The following is a 16,789-nucleotide window of genomic DNA, read 5'->3' on the forward strand; positions in this document are numbered from 1 at the left end:
TGCTTAGACCATCCTTTTCAGGCTGACAGTCCCCTTTTCAGGGTCGAAATCCGTATAATAAACCAGAATCTGAACTCCGGAGGACTTCGCCTTCTCAAATTCCGCTGCGTATGCAGGATCTATCTCATGAGCGGGTCTGAAAGCACTGCGCTTCACCTGACACATATACAGCATACAGGCGTTATACCCTTCCCTGACAGCTTTCTGCAAAACCTCAAGGTGCTTTTTACCCCTTGTTGTAACCGCATCGGGAAACATAACTGTATTCTCATCATAAAGGGTGCAGTTTTTTACTTCGATCAGAAACTTTCCCTTATCTGACTCCACATAAAAATCAAGCCTCGCCTCGTCATATGAGTATTCTCTGCGGCACAGGGAAACACTGCCCAGCTCTTCTATTTCACCGTCATTTATGGCGCTTTCAGCTATGCGGTTTACAACCATGGTATTCACCACCAGCCACTCACCGTTCACACACATAGCCTCAAGGGTGCAGGACAGCTTACGGGCGGGATTGTCTGAAACAGAACAAAGCACAGGATTACCCTCTGTAAGCAGGTTTTTCATTGAGCCTGTGTTCGGGTTATGTACAGTAATTGTTTCACCGTCTTTTATCACGTCGGTGAAAAACCTTTTATATCTTTTTACAAACTCTGCTTTAAAAAGCGCTGGAAATTCAAACATAAAATATCAACTTTTTTCCTTTATCCTGTCAGTGTTTTTGGGTGAAGTGTGATTTTTTCACTTTACACTTCATGCCGCATAGACTATTTTTCGCAACAAGAAGCATGATAACAAAAAAACTAAGGTTTTGTACTCTGAATTTTTCAGAGAATGATTTGTCCTATTTTACGAACCTAATTTACGCAAGGAGCGTTACTCAGAGAATGAAAGCTATCGAAATGCAGGCTAGACCTATAGCGCTGATGCTGTCGGTGTTTATATTCTTCCTGCTTGCCGTGAACTTCTTCTTCCTTAACATCGTAAACTACAATCTCGGCGGTATGGAAGAAAAAGCGCAGATGCAGCATGACAAAATGATCAGCGTATCAGAGAAACTAAACGCTGAAAGGGAAAAAATGACATTCGCCACCCAGGTGCTTGATGTCAGGGATATACTTTCGACCTTTAATCGTCCTCCGGGCGGATTAACCGCAATGGATATGGCTTACCTTATAGTAAGCGAGTCACGCAAACACAGCATAGACCCTTATCTGGTGCTTGCGGTAATAAAAACAGAAAGCTCTTTCAACAGAAATTCAGTGTCAAACAAAGGAGCCGTCGGGCTGATGCAGCTTCTTCCGGGAACAGCACGCTACATATCAGACCAGAAGCCTGACGTAAATATACGCAAAACAGAAGAGCTTTTCGATCCGGTCACAAATATCAAACTAGGCATAGGCTACCTCTCCTACCTCATGAATAAATACGATAACCAGAAACACGCAATCATAGCCTACAACCTCGGGCCCGGCAACTTACGCAAAAAACTCCAGAGCGGGAGCGGACTTCCTCAGGTTTACTACAGCAAGGTAATGAAAAACTACCGTCTCATGCTGAGTCTGAGCAACAAAGCTTAGATGCCCGATTTTAAAGATAAAATAACTGTACTCCTAAGTGAACCGGAAGGCGCAGCCAACCTTGGGTATATTGCCAGAATAATGGCAAATACCGGATTCAGCAGGCTTGAGCTTACCGGTATTCTTTCAGGCAGAGAGCAAACAGCGTCAATATATGCGGTGCATGCTTCCCGCATTCTTGACACTGCTGTTAAGAATTTATCCTTTAAGGAACTCACCTCAAAAGCAGATGTGGTAATAGGCTTCAGCCCCAGAAACCCTTGGGATAACGGACTTTCTTTGCCTTATGAGAAGCTGTCGGAAACAGTTAAGTCAGAAATATCCTCAGGAAAAACCATAGGACTGTTATTCGGTAATGAAGCAAACGGACTGAGCAATGAACAGCTTGCAGTCTGCCGTTACAGAGTTGCACTGCCCACAGAAGCTGAATGTCCAAGTATGAACCTTTCCCACGCTGTTCTGGTTGTTCTTTGGGAACTTAGACTTGCTCTCAAAGATATTGCCGCTGAAACTGCCGAACCTGATTTTGCGTCAGTTTCACAGAAACAGATATTCAAAGAAAAATTCTCCGAACTGCTTGAGCTGTCAGGGTATCTGAACGGGCAGAATAATGATGTTAAACTGATGGAAGTTTCAATGATGTTTGACTCAAAAGAATGGTCGGAACGGGAAATGAACCTGCTTACCTCTGTGACGGGAAAGCTGCTGCGGGAAATAAAAGCACTGAAAAAATAAAGGCGGCTTTCAAAAAACCGCCCCTTCCTTCTCCCTGTCAGTTATCTTCAAGATATTTTTTAAATTCCTGAGAAACATTTTCCCTCTCAAGGAAATCAACAAGTTTATTGATTTTGTTGATAACATCCATGTCCATGACATGTTCCATACGACACGCATTTTCCTCTGCCTGATCTTCGCTCAGACCAACAACGGTTTTGAGGAATTTTTTCAGTACCTCGTGGCGGAGAAAAATATTTTCCGCATACTTCTCACCTTCTTTAGTGAGAGTGATGAAGCTGTAGCGGTCGTAATTAATAAATCCCTTCTCGGAAAGGTGCTTGAGTGCATTTGTTACGGATGACATTTTGACGCCGAGCTTTTCTGAAATTTCTTTAGCTCTGGCAACCGGATTTTCTTTTTGGAGCAGAAGAATAGTCTCAAGATAATCCTCCATGCTTCCGGAAAGCTCTCTTTCTCTCATAAACACTCCTGTCCGCTTTTGTCTAACAAAGTTTAATACAGTCTAAAAAGAATTGAAAGGCAAATTATGTAAATAGGTTCAAAAAAGTTTAACTGGAACGAAAAAGAAATTAATTAACATCTATTTGACATTTCTCTCACATTGACGTCACAGAATTCAAATATGTTAAATTGTTATTCAGACACAGGCTTAAATTAATCCGCCTATCTGATATAATAAATAAAATATTCTCCACAGGCAATATGTACAGACTTCAAACCCTGCATATGCGGGTGGATATAACATTTATGTTTGATAAAGGGGTGTTATATGTCACAGCAGCATGAAACTGATTATATCAGGCTTAAAGCACTGATAGCCGAAATGGCGAAAGAATGTGAAACCATGATAGAAGGTTCTGTAAAAAGTCTGGTGGAACGCAACAGCGACCTCGCCCGTGAAATAATAGCATGGGACGATAAGGTGGATAACCTTGATATAGAGGTTGATGCCCTCTGCCGCAGAATAATTGCCCTCTATGAACCCAAGGCTGTTGACCTGCGCTTTGTTCTCACGGCTTCCAGAATTATCGTGGATCTTGAGAGGATAGGCGATTACAGTGTTGATATAGCTAAAGAAGTGCTAAAGCTTAATGAAATTCCCCAGATAAAGCCCTACATAGACCTGCCGAAGATGGGCGAAGCATCAGCCGCTATGCTTAATGACGCCGTAAACGCCTATTTCAACAAAGACACAGGCGCCGCATATCATGTAATCAAGAGAGACGACATAATAGACGGTCTGCACTCACAGATAATCCGTGAGCTGCTCACCTACATAGCAGAAGACATCAAAAAAACTGCGGGAGTAATATCTCTCATGCAGATAACAAGATGTATTGAGCGAATTGCCGACCACGCCACAAACATAGCAGAGCTTGTTTATTTTATGGTGGAAGGTAAAATAGTCCGCCATCAGAGGCTGGACTGAAGGAGTCAATATGATAAAAATACTGGTAATTGAAGACCACGAGGAGATGAGCGATCTCATCAAATTCAATATGGAGCAGAAAAACTATGAAGTAATATGCTCCGCTGATGCAAATGACGGTCTTATCCACCTCGAAAACTTCAGCCCTGACGTGATCCTGCTGGATCTCATGCTGCCCGGACTGAAGGGCATGGATTTTTTAAGCATCGTACGCCATAACCAGAAATACGTCCACATTCCTGTAATTATTATATCTGCCAAAAATACCGAAAACGACATCATCAAGGGTCTGGAAAACGGAGCTGATGATTACCTCACCAAGCCTTTCAGCATGAACATTCTCGCAGCAAAGGTTAAAGCTATTCTCCGTCGTACCCCTGCGATGGAAAATAAAATAATCTCCGAATCAGGCATCACAATAGACACGGTAAACTACACTGTTAAGGCAGATGGTGACGAGGTTGTTCTCACAAACAAGGAGTATGAACTTCTTGTGACTTTCCTCCGCAATCCCAAAAGGGTTTTCACCAGAAACCAGCTTCTTAACGCTGTCTGGGGTTATGATACTGATGTTTACTCCAGAACAGTGGATACACATATTTCATCACTTAGAAAGAAGCTCGGAGACAAAGGGAAAATAATCAAATCTGTTCCTAAGATTGGCTACCGCGCCGATACATGAGACTATTTGCAGGCATTTTTCTTACAATATTTGTTCCCGTAACCCTTGTTCTGATGCTTACCCTGCACTACTCCGCAGGGAGGCAGGCAGAACCGGAGGCAGGGCTCAAAATTCACGAAGTGCGTGGAAAAAGCGAAATACTGTCTGAAAATATAACCAACATGCAGGCGGAAGAACACAGCCGTGATGCCATCAACTCAAACTTTCGCATCCTCCTTATTTCTGTTGCGGTATCCGGTCTTATCTCATTCCTCCTTGCGGGCAGAATATCAATACCAATGCGGAAACTCGCTGACATAGCAGATAGAATCGAAGCCGGAGACAAAAACATAAGTTTCCCTGTATTCGGTGATAAAACAATGTCCAAAGTTGCGGACATTTTCCACCGCATGTACAGCTCCATGACCAAAAAACAGAATGAACTTGAGAATGAGCGCCACAAGCTTCAGCATGTTTTCTCAATACTAAATTAAGGAATAATCCTTCTGGATACATCGCACAAAATAAAGCACTTCAACAGTAAAGCCGTAAAAGATCTGGGTACGGAGCTTACCCTTGGCAAAAATATTGTAGATTCTCTGAACAATATGGACACAATCAACTTTGTCAGCAGGATTTTGGAGTGGAATGAGGACGGAATACACCACCTTGAACTCCGTCAGAAGATTTTTGACGCCCACGTCCGCCATCTGGACAATGAAATCCTTATAGTTTTATACAACATAACTGAACGCACCCAGTATGAGGATTTCAAAACTGAGCTGATCGGCAATATAACCCATGAGCTGAAAACACCCCTTGCCATGATAATGGGCTATGCGGAAACTCTGCTCGGCAACACGGCTGTTGACAGGAAAAATCTTGAAAAATTTCTCACTATCATCCACAGCAACTCAAAGAGACTTAATAACATCATAAACGATATCCTTGAGCTTCACAGGCTTGAACACATAGCAGACGGATTCAGCGTGGACGAACCATTACAGCTTGACTCCGCTGTCAGTGAGCTGGAGGAACGCTATGAAGATTTTGAAGTAAAAACCTTAATCAAGGCGGATTGTACCGAAATCCCCATACTGCGTGAGCATTTCATGACACTGGTAACCAACCTCACGGATAACGCACATAAATACAGCACCGGAAAAGTAATCGAAATCAGCATCAGCAGAAAGGATGATGAAATAGTTATCCATGTGGCTGATGAAGGACCAGCCATACCGGATGAAGACAGAGAGAGGATATTTGAGCGCTTCTACACCGTAAACAAATCCAAAAACAGAAACCAGACAGGCACTGGACTAGGATTATCCATAGTCAAACATATTACCGGGCTTTATGACGGCTCAATCACATTGGAAAAAAACAGCAAGGGCGGCAATACATTCACCGCCACCCTGTTTGAAAGACCCGCCAAAGCTTCTACAGAAGAAGATTCTTAGTCTTTTTTCTCTGCCTTAAGCAAAGAAACTATAATTCCCGCCGCAAGTATCGCCAAAGTCACACCAAGGCTCATCGCCGGAGGTATTTTAACCAGATGAAACATCTCCGATACAAAAATTTTGGCACCTATAAATATCAGAACAACCGAAAGAGCATACTTGAGATAGTAAAATTTTGATATCACAGCCGCCAGAGCAAAATAAAGTGACCTCAAACCTAGAATCGCAAAAATATTACTGGTATAAACCACATAAGCATCTGTAGTAATACTGAAAACCGCAGGTACGGAATCCACGGCAAATATAACATCCGCAATCTCTATGAATACAAGGGCAAGCAAAAGCGGTGTGGCATACAAAAACCTATGCCCGGTTTTAGGATTCGTGCGGTAAACAAGAAAACTGTGACCGTGGAAATCTCTTGTTACCCTTATCTTTTTGCGGATAAATTTAAGCACGGGGTTTGAGTCTAAATCACCTTCATCATCATCCTTAAACAGCATTTTAATGCCGGAATAAATGAGGAAAGCAGCAAAGATATAAAGCACCCATTCAAACTCACTGACCAGCTTGGCGCCCACACCTATCATTATCCCACGCAGGACAATGACACCCAGAATACCCCAGAAAAGCACCCTGTGCTGATATATTCTGGGTACGCAGAAATACGAAAAGATCATTGCTATGACAAAGATATTGTCCATAGCCAGTGTTTTTTCCACCACAAACCCGGTGAGGTACTCAAAGGCTTTTTCACTGCCCAGTATTTTGCCCACCCAGAGGCTGAAAAGCAAACCGATACCTATGTAAAAAACAGACATGAGAAGACTTTCCTTTACTCCGATTTCATGATCTTTGCGGTTGAATACACCCAAATCAAGAACAAGGAGAAACAGCACCACGGCAAGAAAAACAAGCCACATCCAGACAGGTTTGTGAAGAAAATCCGAAAAAAGGATTGCATGAAAGGTATTCATTGAACATCTCTGCCCCATGATTACGGTTCCGGACGGAACATACCGACATCGCATTTCGGGGACAAAATGCCAGAGGGGCCCGGTACGGTGATTATTATAATATCAATTCTGCGGAATGCAAGTGGATGAATTTTTCAGCGAAAAATACCGTATTGACACTTAAACCACATATAGTTACACTATGTTAATAGATACCCTCGGGTAAACCCGGGGTTCTATGCTTTCGCCATGCTATCGCATGTTTTTTACAGCTCAATCTTGAGCTGTCCTGAATCCTGTTGCCCTTGCATTTCGACGTAATTTTTAATTACGTCTTCATTCAAACCAATACTGCTAACGAAGTAGCCTGGCGACCACACTATATTTTCATTCCAGTATACTTTTTCTAACCAATCAAAAAATTTTCGCATACGGGAAGCCAATTGGCTTTTTAATCTACCCATAACATCTGAAATACTATATTTGGGAGGAATAATTATAACCATATGCAAATGATCTAAGTCAAAGCCAATGGCTTCTATTTCAACGCCAGGCATACTTCTCAATAAACTGGGCAACGTTTTACGAATATAAGAACAGACACCAGGCTTCAGGATCTTTCGACGGTATTTACAAACCCAAACTACATGATATTTCAAGTAATAAGCACTGTGAGAGGTCTTAATGATTTCCATAGAAAAGTATACCGTCGAAAGGCTCATTCATCCACGCTTAAAAGCGTGGTGTTCTGTCTTCGACCGCATAAAAAGAGGTGCATTATGGCGCATTATTATGTAAACAAAAATGCTCAGCCTAACGGAGATCATGAAGTTCATAAGGAAGGATGCTCATGGATGCCTTCCGCTGAGAACAGGTTGTATTTAGGCAATTTCAGTTCATGCAAACCTGCTGTAGATGAAGCCAAAAAGAAATATCCACAGTCAAATGGCTGCTATTACTGCTGTAACGAATGCCATACAGGCTAACAATCAGTTTCCGTCAATAATGTTGACATGCCTGTCACCGGACGGGCGCCACGCAGGAGAGATAACGCTTGAACCTTTGCGGCGGCAGTTTAGAACCGAACCAAACTGCAAAGTGCGCTCTCCGTACTTTGTGTTGATTTCATCCATTACAGAATACAATCCTTCCCAGTCTTTCCCGCTGTCTTCTATATTGTAAAGAGTGACGCATTCCGGCACAAGGTTTGAAATGCACACACCCAGAAGCCTTATGCTGTTTCCGGTCCAGAGCTTGTCAAAAACTGTCAGTGCCTCGGCATAAATATGGTGAGTTGCCGAAGTGAAAAAAGGTATTGTATGAGCCTGTGAAAATGTGCCCATGTCCGGATAACGTATGGTCACTGTGATTGTTTTACCGGAATAACGCAGACGTCTTGCTCTGGAGGACACCATATCGGAAAGCTGAAGCAGATAACCCTCCGCCTCTTCCCTTGCTGAAATATTCTCAGGCAGTGTGAGGCTGTGCCCTATGGACTTCATGGGTTCCTCTTCTGTTTTCACTCCTGATATATATTCACCGCAGGCAAGTCCGTAAAGATGATCGCCGTTTACACCGAATATCTGCACAAGCCTTTCCCTGCCCATTGCACGCAAATCTGCCGGAGTAAAAACCCCCATATCAGCAAAACGTTTCGTGAGCCGGCGCCCTATTCCCCAAAAGTCTTTAAGCCGGAACATATCCACAAACTCAATTACCTTATCCTTTTCAACACAGTAATATCCGTCCGGCTTTTTAATTCCGCTCGCCATTTTGGCTATGAACTTGTTGGGTCCTGCACCGATAGAGCATGTGATACCGAAATTCTTCTTAACAAAGCTCTTTATCATATATGCAGCATCCTGCGGGGCTATGCCTGTTCCGCTTATATCAAGGAATGATTCATCAATGGAATAAGGCTCGACATGAGGCGTGATCTTATGCAGAAAAGAGGAGATCTCTTTTGATACGTAAGTATATTTCCTGTTTCGGGCATTCACAATAGTCAAAAACGGGCAGACTTTCAGAGCCTCATATTTACTCATTCCGGTTTTAACACCGTATCTGCGTGCTTCGTAGGATGAAGTTACAACAACAGTACGCTCCTTCGCCCCGACAACAGCAATAGGCTTACCCCGTAAAGAAGGGTTTGACGCCTGCTCAACAGACGCAAAGAAGGCATCCATATCCATGCAGAGGATCATGACGCCTCATCCATAGCCACCAGATACCAGCATACTTCCATACTACTGAACATGATTTCAAAGATGTTAAAACCATCTGTCACTGTAAATTTATATATAACATCCGTGCCTTCACGCTCTTTCCATTTGTAGCAGACTTCTTTTATAAGCACCTTCTCCCCGTGCAGACCAAACCACACAGGCTTCGGAAATCCGCCGTCAAACACAGCACCCACACGGATTTTTTCATGAATATTTAATATCATACTGCCCCTTGAAGAAGCGGAGAACCATATCCAGAATACCGATTACCTCAAACTCATCACCTTCATGAACCGGAATAACCGGATAATCCTCATTTTCAGGCACAAGAAACATCCCTTCCCTGTTCCTGCGGAAAGTTTTCAGGGTAACCTCACCGTTAAGGCGGAATGCGCCTATCTTTCCGTTATCGATAACGGGACTGGGACGCAGCAAAGCAAAATCACCATCCATAATCCCTTTATTTTTCATACTGTCCCCTTCCACACGGAGAAAAAATGAATCGGAACGCACAAGGTCTTTCACGGAAATGTATCCTTCAAGATTTTCCTCAGACATAACAGGCATACCCGCCTTGATTCGCCCGATAACAGGAATGGAACGCTTTCTGGTGAGTTCTATACCTCTGGCGGAGGATGAGGCTCTTCTTATGAATCCGCCTTCAGACAGCCTGTCCAGCATTTTTTTGACACTTGCTGTGGATGAAAGCTTCAGCCCCTCGCCTATATCACGTATAGAAGGCGAATATCCGTTCGCTTCAGTAAATTCTTCGATAAAATCCAGAAACTGCTTTTGTCTTTTAGTGGGTTCAGACATGCAACAACCTCCTGCTTAATAACATTGACCCGTACATACTTCCTGATTGACTTACGCATCCGCACTCTGCAAAACAAAACTTATCAACACAAGCGAATAAAGCAAACAAATGTTCGCTTTATTCTGATAATAGATCTGTTTCTTAAAAAAGTCAAAAAAAAATCGGCATCGTTCAGTAACACATAATAAAAAAACAGTAACGTAATCCTTTAGGTTAGAAGAAGATAACTTTAAGCATAGGCTTAAAACAGTTTTAACCGACTCTAAAATAATTGACAGTTTCTTTTAAAATTGTTAGACACATCTATGAAAAGTGCATAGCTATTCACCCTTACAAAGTATTGAAATAAAAATAGAAATTTTATATTTCCAAAAATTATAAAATATAAACGATATTTGTTTTAAGGAGAGAGTCATGAGAAAAATACCGTTTGCGGCGGCAATATGTTTATTTCTTATAAACACACCCGCCATGTCTGAAACAATGATGCAGGACACAATTTATCTTGAAGAGGTAACAGTGTCCGGTTCTGTTGATGAGGATCTTAAATCATCGGAAGCAAAAGTGGTCGAAAAGAAAAGAAGCAACAACATAGCAGATTTTCTGGCAAAAGACCCTGAAATTAACCTTACCAGAAAAAGCGCAGTGGGTGACGGAGCAAACACCCTGACCATAAGGGGACAGGGAAGCGAGAGGATACAGGTTAATATTGATGGCGTGAATATGAACTCAACAGGAAACATAGGCGCAGGATACATTGATTTTAATATGCTTCCGCTGGACAATATAGACAGAATAGAGGTGATAAAAGGCGGAAGCTCCGTTGAATACGGCAACGTAATCGGCGGTGTCATAAACGCATATACCGCACACCCCACCTCTAAGCCTAAAGCAAATATATATGCCACAATGGGCGGATGGGACGAGGCTGACGATTTCTACAACATAAGAGGCAGCTACTCTCAAATGTTCGGTAACTTCGGCGTAAGCCTCGGTATGAGCCGTCAGGAAGCCGATGAATACTTCAAAAACAGCGATTACAAAGTAACCCACATAGCGCCCAAGTTTTTCCTCAGACTTCCGTGGAAGGCAGAACTCACCGCAGGAATAGACTATACAAAATCACGCAGAGGGATGATAATAGCCAACGTCCCCGGAACAGCAGGCTATGATTCCGATTTCCCCACAGTTGAAACCTCTGACGGATTCGCAGGGGGCGGCGGACCAGACATGACGCCCAACGAGGGCTCATATCAGGAAAAAGAAAGAGTAATGTACAACACTGCATATACTCAGCATATTAATGACAACGCATTCTTTGAACTCAGCGCTTACAAGGTATATGAAGACCGTACAGATAAAAACTTCGCCGCAAAAGACAGCAATAACGGACTGGTAAAAGAAGGCGACACTATTTATGAAAGAGAGCTGGAAATGGACAGAAGCTACGGCTTCAAAGGCAAATCAGAAGTAAAAATCAGCGACCACACTATACTTTTCGGTGCCGAACGTAAAAATCTTCAGGGCGGTGAGACTGATATAAAAGTCAGTGTAAACCCCAATAACGGAAACAACCAGCGTCCCCTCGGCTCAACAGACAGCAGGCAGAAAATCATAACCAACGGTTTTTTCCTCGCAGATTCATGGAAGCTGAATGATATGTTCACGGTTGACCTCGGCATGAGATACGACACATATAAAACAGAAAACTTCACATACGACCACGATGACAGCAAGCTCACCCCCAGAGCAGGGCTCACATACACCATAACACCGCAGGACAAAGCGGCTGTGTACGTCTACCAGAGTTACAGAACCCCCACAATGCCTGATACGGTTCATTACTCCAACGGTGAGGATGTTGCTGAACTCAGAGGCAGAGGAATAAAGCCCGAAGAGGTCAACGCCATTGACTTTGTTTACAGACACGACTTCAGAGGCAAAGGGTTCATAAAATTCTCCGCATGGTACTATGACATAGACAACTACTCACTCAGGAGAACCGTACCCACCACAGCCGACCCCACCCAGACGGTAAATGCACAGTATAATATCGACAACGCAGAATTTATAGGAACCTCGCTGGGCGGTGAATACAAAGTGTTTAAAAACCTTACGGTAAACGCAGGCGTATCTTATCAGAAATCCGAAAAAAGCGGCGACCCCACAGACAAGGATTTCAGCTCATCATCAGACGAAGTTGACAACATACCTGAATATAAAGGAAACGCCGGATTTGTCTGGAAAATAACCGATAAACTCACTTTCGACATGGGGCTTAACTACATAGGCGAACGCCCAAAATATGAGGATGGAAAACAGAAAACACTCTCATCATACACTCTTGCCGATGCCAGTATAGCTTACGAAGTGGCTAAAAATACGATCCTTGAAGTTTATGCGGATAATCTCTTTGATAAAAAATACGAAGAAACATCCGGATACGAAGCGATGGGATTCAACGCCGGCGCAAGTGTCAGATGGGCATATTAAAATAAACTACAAAGGCGGTTCTAATGGACATTCAGAGAAATGCAGACCCGAAAAATGCGGAAAAAATGTGGGACAGGCGCGCAGCGAACTATCCCAGATACAGAGATTCCGAAGATACACTGGAAGCCAAAGTGATGAGGCTTATGGAAGAGAAAGGCGCAGACCCGACAGGTCTGCGTGTTCTTGACGTTGGCTGCGGAAGCGGGAAATATACCCTGCGCCTTGCTAAAAAGGCTGCTTCGGTAACAGCAACGGATATCTCCGGCGAAATGCTCCGCATACTTAATGAAGACGCCGCAAAGGAAGGAGTAACAAATATCACCGCAGTGCATGCTGACTGGTCGGACTTTAACCCGGAAGAGGCAGAGTTCGACATTGTCTTCTGTGCCACCACTCCTGCGGTAAGAAATGAGGCAGATTTTGCAAAAGTAACCGGAATTGCAGGAAAATTTGTCGTTTATCTTGGTTTTGCAGGTAAAAAGGACTCAGAAGTAATGATGGAGATCTACAAGGCTCTGAACATAACTCCGAAAAGATTCAACGATATACCAATGCTCAAAGCATGGCTTGACAGCAGGAATTTATCATACAGCTCAACCCTCATCGAAGATAAGTGGGAGAAAAGAATCCCTGCAGCAAAAATGAAGGAACACTGCATGGATTTTCTTATGGAGAATGCAACAGAGGATGCCTTATCCGCAGTCGATAAAGCTGTCTCCGCAAGGACAGACTCAGAAGGAATGGCATCGGACACAACCCACTTCAGAATGGAGCTGGTAATCTGGGAAACAAAATAATTATTTTTTTTTACGGGACAAAATTAAATTTTGTGTTATAAATTCTAGCATGTGTAACACAAGGTTTTTTATATCAAAAATAGCAGCAGGTATAACAGTATGAGGGGCAGAATTTTTTTCTGGCTGTCCCTTATCTGCCTGCTTATTCTGTTTGTTCTTTTCGGGCTCAAGCACGGCGCAGTTCAGAATACGTGGAGAGATACTTTGTCAGCCCTCGTCATGAGTGGTGAGCATGAGGATCTGGAATATTTCATATGGCATCTCCGTATGCCTAAAATCCTTGCCGCTCTTGCTGTTGGCGGTGCGCTTTCCGTGAGCGGAGTGATATTGCAGAACATCCTGAACAACCCGTTGGCGTCTTCATTCACACTAGGTCTCTCGCAGGGAGCAGCTTTCGGAGCAGCTTTTTCCATAATAATCCTCGGCGCCGGTTCTCTCATGCACACAGGCAGCGGGCTCGTTTTCGGCAATATGGGCATGATAGCCGCAGGAGCCTTCTGCGGCACTATGCTTGCCTCTTTTGTGATTCTGATGTTCTCATTTGTAAAAGGAATGTCCGCACAGGGGCTTATACTTGCGGGTGTGGCAATGTCCGCTTTTTTCAGCGCATGTACCATGCTTCTGCAATATTTTTCAACCGACAACCAGCTTGCAGCAACAGTTTTCTGGACATTCGGTGACTTAAGCAAAGGCGGCTGGCACGAAGCCCTGACAGTCCTTGCCGTAATGCTCTTCGGTATGCTGTTCAGTTTCCGCTTCAGCTGGGATTACAACGCAATCCAATGGGGAGAGCTGCATGCGGCAGGGCTTGGGGTAGAAGTCAGAAAAATACGCATATACTCTCTCATAATAACATCCGTAATGGCGGCTTTTGCCACGGCATTTTACGGTGTCATAGGCTTTGTGGGGCTCATAGCTCCGCACATGGTGCGCCTTCTGTTCAAACACACAGGGCACGGTTTTCTCATACCGGCATCTGCTCTTTTAGGCGGAGTTTTTCTTTTGGGAGCAGATCTGCTGGCGCAGATTATATTGTATCCATTGGCGCTTCCAGTGGGCGTAATAACAGCTTTTGCAGGAGTTCCGATGTTTCTGTTCCTGCTGATGAAGAGGTCAATCAAAAATGCTCAAGGCTGAAAATATCTGCTGTACACTTAAAAACGGCAGGAAAATACTTGATGATGTCTCCTTTCAGCTTCAAAAAGGAGAAATATGCGGAATTATAGGTCCAAACGGGGCAGGGAAAACCACACTGATGAAGATCATAGCCGGTGTTCTCAAACCCTCCGGAGGCAGTGTAAAAGTTGAAGGGTGTCTTATAAACCAGATGAAGCGTAGGGAAACCGCACGGAAAATAGCCTATCTGCCCCAGACAACCCACGCCGTACCGTGCAGTGTTTATGACTCGGTTCTGATAGGCAGAAAGCCTTATATGACTTGGCACCCGAAACAGGAAGACCGCAGCATGGCGGAAGATGTAATGGACGAACTGGGCATAGCCCATATGAAGGACAAATGTGTAACAGAACTTAGCGGCGGAGAGTTTCAGAAAACACTTATCGCAAGGGCGTTAGTTCAGAATGCGGAAGTGCTTATGCTTGATGAGCCCATAAACCATCTGGATGTTAAAAACCAGGTGGAAATAATGGAGACTGCGAAAAGCATAACTGAACGCAGGAACCTCACAACGCTGATCGTACTTCATGATCTCAATCTCGCTGTGCGTTATGCGGATAAAATACTTCTCCTTGATAACGGCTCAACACTGTACTACGGAAACAAATGCGAAATGGACGAGGCGCACCTCAGCAGCGCCTACAAGATCCCCATTGAAATAAAAAGTATAAACAAAAAAAGCTACGTTATTTACTGAGCAGGAACGCAGGTGAGTTTATCAAAAACAAATTGCATATCAGCGGTAATCTGCCTTTTTTCCTTATAGAGCCTTGCTGTTTCAGAGGCGGCTTTTTTGAGGGATTCGGAAGTAAACTCTTTTACAGGGCTTAACGCCTGCGGGGCATAATTCAGAAGATCATATCTGTACTTCATTAGCATCTTTGCAGATTCATCATCTGAAGTTGTTACGCTTATGGTTCCGGTGCATACAAAGGGAAGCCCGCTGCCGTTGGTAAACAGTTTAACATCCGTAAAGAGAATGGTGTTTATGTCACCATCCTTGCTTTTTTCAATTGAAGCAAAGCTCCCCTTCCCCGCTGCCTGCTGGAAGGAGTCAAAGTCAGAATCGGTTCCCATAAATTTGCTTGTGTAGTAGATCATTCCGAACGCCACTATAAACAGCGTGATGGACATTATCATATATCTTACTGATTTCATAAATCTGATACCTCTCAATTAATAATGCAAAAAACCTGCATCCTGTAGTTTTCTGCATACACGCTCACATTACTCAAGTTCTCTCAGCTTTTCAATGCTTCAACAGGCTTTACTTTGGTTGCCAGAGAAGCAGGATACGCACCGGCAACCACACCAATCAGAAGAGAGGAGACAAATGCGGCGACACCTCCGGCAGTGCTGAAAGCAAATGGAAGCTTGCCGCTGGCAAAGACTCCGTAACATGTGAGAAGCCCTAAGAAACCACCGAATATTCCGCCGCACAAGCCTATAATTGCTGATTCACCGAGGAATTGACGCATAATATCACGCCTGCGTGCGCCCACCGCCCGGCGTATTCCTATCTCCTGACTGCGCTGACCGACAATAAGCAGCATGATGGAAAATATGCCCAGTCCGCCTATCAGATAGCTCACGGCAGCAGTGATATTACCGAGAAAACTGACTATTCCGAGAACTTCCGTACGCATTTCCATCATATCAGAAGGTGAGATAATGTCAAAGTCATCCTCCTGACCTGCGCCTATTTTATGGTTTCGTCTCAATATGTTCTGTATTCCTGTTATTATCTGGGGCTCATAATCATATTTCTGCATCTGCACCATGATACCGTCCACATAGTCAACGTTTCTGATGCGCTTCATATGGGTATTCAGGGGCATGACAAGGATATCATCAAGGCTTGCTCCTGTAAGATCCGTACCCATTGGCTCCAGCACGCCGGAAACGATAAAAGGCACACGGTAGATCAGAACAGTTCTGCCCACGGGGTTTTCATTGCCGAAAAGCTTCTGTTTGACTTCCGAACCGATAATGCAGATTCTCGACATGTTCGCATCATCACTGTCACTGAACATACTCCCGCTCTCCAGAGCTAGATTTTTCAGTTTAAAACCTTCCGGAGTCACACCTGTGGCACTGGTACTTACAGTTATGCCATCATAGGTTACAAGTGCCGTGCGCATAGTGAAAGCTTCTGCAGCCTTTACACCGCTGACTTCATCGCTTATATCCTGAAGGTCAACAGGCTTAAGCATCGTTGACTGGTATATAACCTGTGCCGATGCTCTGCGGCGAACTTTGCCAGACACCACGGTAAGGATATTCTCGCCGAATTTATCAATCTCCAGCCGTACCTTTTTCTCCAAAGAAGCAGTAAGACTTGTGACCAGAATAACCGCATATGTACCAAGAAGTACACCGATCACCGCAAGAGCCGTACGCACCTTGTAAGCCCTGAGAACATCTATGATTATCTTAAAAGTAAGGAGATACTTCATT

Annotated in this window: 20 protein-coding genes; 11 read left to right on the forward strand and 9 right to left on the reverse strand. The window is 43.8% G+C overall.

The window, feature by feature from the left end:
* Nucleotides 1-3: 3 nt before the first annotated feature.
* On the reverse strand, nt 4-684 hold the full coding sequence (gene sfsA / locus ACYRYY_RS02330; RefSeq protein ID WP_460213884.1) for a DNA/RNA nuclease SfsA: 681 nt from the start codon (nt 682-684) through the stop codon (nt 4-6).
* Nucleotides 685-887: 203 nt separating this feature from the next.
* Here sfsA and ACYRYY_RS02335 point away from each other — a divergent pair, with 203 nt between their 5' ends.
* Both ACYRYY_RS02335 and ACYRYY_RS02340 read left to right on the forward strand, forming a co-directional pair.
* On the forward strand, nt 888-1,580 hold the full coding sequence (locus tag ACYRYY_RS02335; protein WP_460213885.1) for a lytic transglycosylase domain-containing protein: 693 nt from the start codon (nt 888-890) through the stop codon (nt 1,578-1,580).
* Nucleotides 1,581-2,315, forward strand: coding sequence for an RNA methyltransferase (locus ACYRYY_RS02340; protein WP_460213886.1), 735 nt, complete (start codon nt 1,581-1,583; stop codon nt 2,313-2,315). It begins immediately after the preceding gene.
* 37 nt (nt 2,316-2,352) lie between these two features.
* On the opposite strand, the gene ACYRYY_RS02345 is transcribed toward ACYRYY_RS02340, so the two are convergent.
* The gene (locus ACYRYY_RS02345; protein ID WP_460213887.1) at nt 2,353-2,778 is read right to left on the reverse strand and encodes a metal-dependent transcriptional regulator; all 426 of its coding nucleotides are present in this window, start codon (nt 2,776-2,778) and stop codon (nt 2,353-2,355) included.
* A 309-nt stretch (nt 2,779-3,087) separates the two neighbouring features.
* On the opposite strand from ACYRYY_RS02345, the gene phoU reads away from it, so the two are divergent.
* The 4 genes from phoU to ACYRYY_RS02365 all read left to right on the forward strand — a co-directional run bounded on the left by phoU (nt 3,088) and on the right by ACYRYY_RS02365 (nt 5,868).
* Complete coding sequence (gene phoU / locus ACYRYY_RS02350; RefSeq protein ID WP_460213888.1) at nt 3,088-3,747, forward strand: phosphate signaling complex protein PhoU; 660 nt, start codon at nt 3,088-3,090, stop codon at nt 3,745-3,747.
* Between the two features lie 10 nt (nt 3,748-3,757).
* The gene (locus tag ACYRYY_RS02355; protein WP_460213889.1) at nt 3,758-4,429 is read left to right on the forward strand and encodes a response regulator transcription factor; all 672 of its coding nucleotides are present in this window, start codon (nt 3,758-3,760) and stop codon (nt 4,427-4,429) included.
* Complete coding sequence (locus ACYRYY_RS02360) at nt 4,426-4,902, forward strand: hypothetical protein (RefSeq protein ID WP_460213890.1); 477 nt, start codon at nt 4,426-4,428, stop codon at nt 4,900-4,902. Before ACYRYY_RS02355 ends, ACYRYY_RS02360 begins: the two co-directional genes overlap by 4 nt.
* A gap of 114 nt (nt 4,903-5,016) precedes the next feature.
* Nucleotides 5,017-5,868 carry a sensor histidine kinase gene (locus tag ACYRYY_RS02365; protein WP_460213891.1) on the forward strand — a complete coding sequence of 284 codons (852 nt, stop codon included), beginning with the start codon at nt 5,017-5,019 and terminating at the stop codon, nt 5,866-5,868.
* On the opposite strand, the gene ACYRYY_RS02370 is transcribed toward ACYRYY_RS02365, so the two are convergent.
* The gene (locus ACYRYY_RS02370; RefSeq protein ID WP_460213892.1) at nt 5,865-6,845 is read right to left on the reverse strand and encodes a TerC family protein; all 981 of its coding nucleotides are present in this window, start codon (nt 6,843-6,845) and stop codon (nt 5,865-5,867) included. The two genes, ACYRYY_RS02365 and ACYRYY_RS02370, sit on opposite strands and share 4 nt — an antisense overlap.
* Nucleotides 6,846-7,090: 245 nt before the next feature.
* Nucleotides 7,091-7,546: an IS200/IS605 family transposase gene (gene tnpA / locus ACYRYY_RS02375; protein WP_460213868.1), complete on the reverse strand. Its 456-nt coding sequence runs from the start codon at nt 7,544-7,546 to the stop codon at nt 7,091-7,093.
* Nucleotides 7,547-7,603: 57 nt separating this feature from the next.
* Here tnpA and ACYRYY_RS02380 point away from each other — a divergent pair, with 57 nt between their 5' ends.
* Entirely contained in the window at nt 7,604-7,810 is a 207-nt protein-coding gene (locus ACYRYY_RS02380) for a hypothetical protein (protein ID WP_460213893.1), read from the forward strand.
* A gap of 3 nt (nt 7,811-7,813) precedes the next feature.
* Here ACYRYY_RS02380 and dinB read toward each other — a convergent pair whose 3' ends face one another.
* The 3 genes from dinB to lexA are packed head-to-tail and all read right to left on the reverse strand — an operon-like array spanning nt 7,814 to nt 9,865.
* The gene (gene dinB, locus ACYRYY_RS02385) at nt 7,814-9,028 is read right to left on the reverse strand and encodes a DNA polymerase IV (protein ID WP_460213894.1); all 1,215 of its coding nucleotides are present in this window, start codon (nt 9,026-9,028) and stop codon (nt 7,814-7,816) included.
* On the reverse strand, nt 9,025-9,273 hold the full coding sequence (locus ACYRYY_RS02390; protein ID WP_265821494.1) for a hypothetical protein: 249 nt from the start codon (nt 9,271-9,273) through the stop codon (nt 9,025-9,027). The genes dinB and ACYRYY_RS02390 overlap by 4 nt, the downstream gene beginning before the upstream one ends.
* The gene (gene lexA / locus ACYRYY_RS02395) at nt 9,254-9,865 is read right to left on the reverse strand and encodes a transcriptional repressor LexA (protein ID WP_460213895.1); all 612 of its coding nucleotides are present in this window, start codon (nt 9,863-9,865) and stop codon (nt 9,254-9,256) included. The genes ACYRYY_RS02390 and lexA overlap by 20 nt, the downstream gene beginning before the upstream one ends.
* A gap of 415 nt (nt 9,866-10,280) precedes the next feature.
* Between lexA and ACYRYY_RS02400 the strand changes: the two genes are divergently transcribed.
* The 4 genes from ACYRYY_RS02400 to ACYRYY_RS02415 all read left to right on the forward strand — a co-directional run bounded on the left by ACYRYY_RS02400 (nt 10,281) and on the right by ACYRYY_RS02415 (nt 15,029).
* Nucleotides 10,281-12,359, forward strand: a complete 2,079-nt coding sequence (locus ACYRYY_RS02400; protein WP_460213896.1) for a TonB-dependent receptor — start codon at nt 10,281-10,283, stop codon at nt 12,357-12,359.
* 23 nt (nt 12,360-12,382) lie between these two features.
* Nucleotides 12,383-13,156 carry a class I SAM-dependent methyltransferase gene (locus ACYRYY_RS02405; RefSeq protein WP_460213897.1) on the forward strand — a complete coding sequence of 258 codons (774 nt, stop codon included), beginning with the start codon at nt 12,383-12,385 and terminating at the stop codon, nt 13,154-13,156.
* A gap of 99 nt (nt 13,157-13,255) precedes the next feature.
* Nucleotides 13,256-14,293 (forward strand): FecCD family ABC transporter permease, encoded by a 1,038-nt coding sequence (locus tag ACYRYY_RS02410; RefSeq protein WP_460213898.1) that lies wholly within the window; start codon nt 13,256-13,258, stop codon nt 14,291-14,293.
* Nucleotides 14,280-15,029: an ABC transporter ATP-binding protein gene (locus ACYRYY_RS02415; protein ID WP_460213899.1), complete on the forward strand. Its 750-nt coding sequence runs from the start codon at nt 14,280-14,282 to the stop codon at nt 15,027-15,029. Before ACYRYY_RS02410 ends, ACYRYY_RS02415 begins: the two co-directional genes overlap by 14 nt.
* Here ACYRYY_RS02415 and ACYRYY_RS02420 read toward each other — a convergent pair.
* A complete protein-coding gene (locus tag ACYRYY_RS02420; RefSeq protein ID WP_460213900.1) occupies nt 15,023-15,490 on the reverse strand; it encodes a hypothetical protein in 468 nt (155 codons plus the stop codon). The genes ACYRYY_RS02415 and ACYRYY_RS02420 overlap by 7 nt on opposite strands.
* 83 nt (nt 15,491-15,573) lie before the next feature.
* On the reverse strand, nt 15,574-16,788 hold the full coding sequence (locus ACYRYY_RS02425; RefSeq protein WP_460213901.1) for an ABC transporter permease: 1,215 nt from the start codon (nt 16,786-16,788) through the stop codon (nt 15,574-15,576).
* Nucleotide 16,789 lies beyond the last annotated feature (1 nt).

This window comes from Geovibrio sp. ADMFC3 (assembly GCF_054687035.1).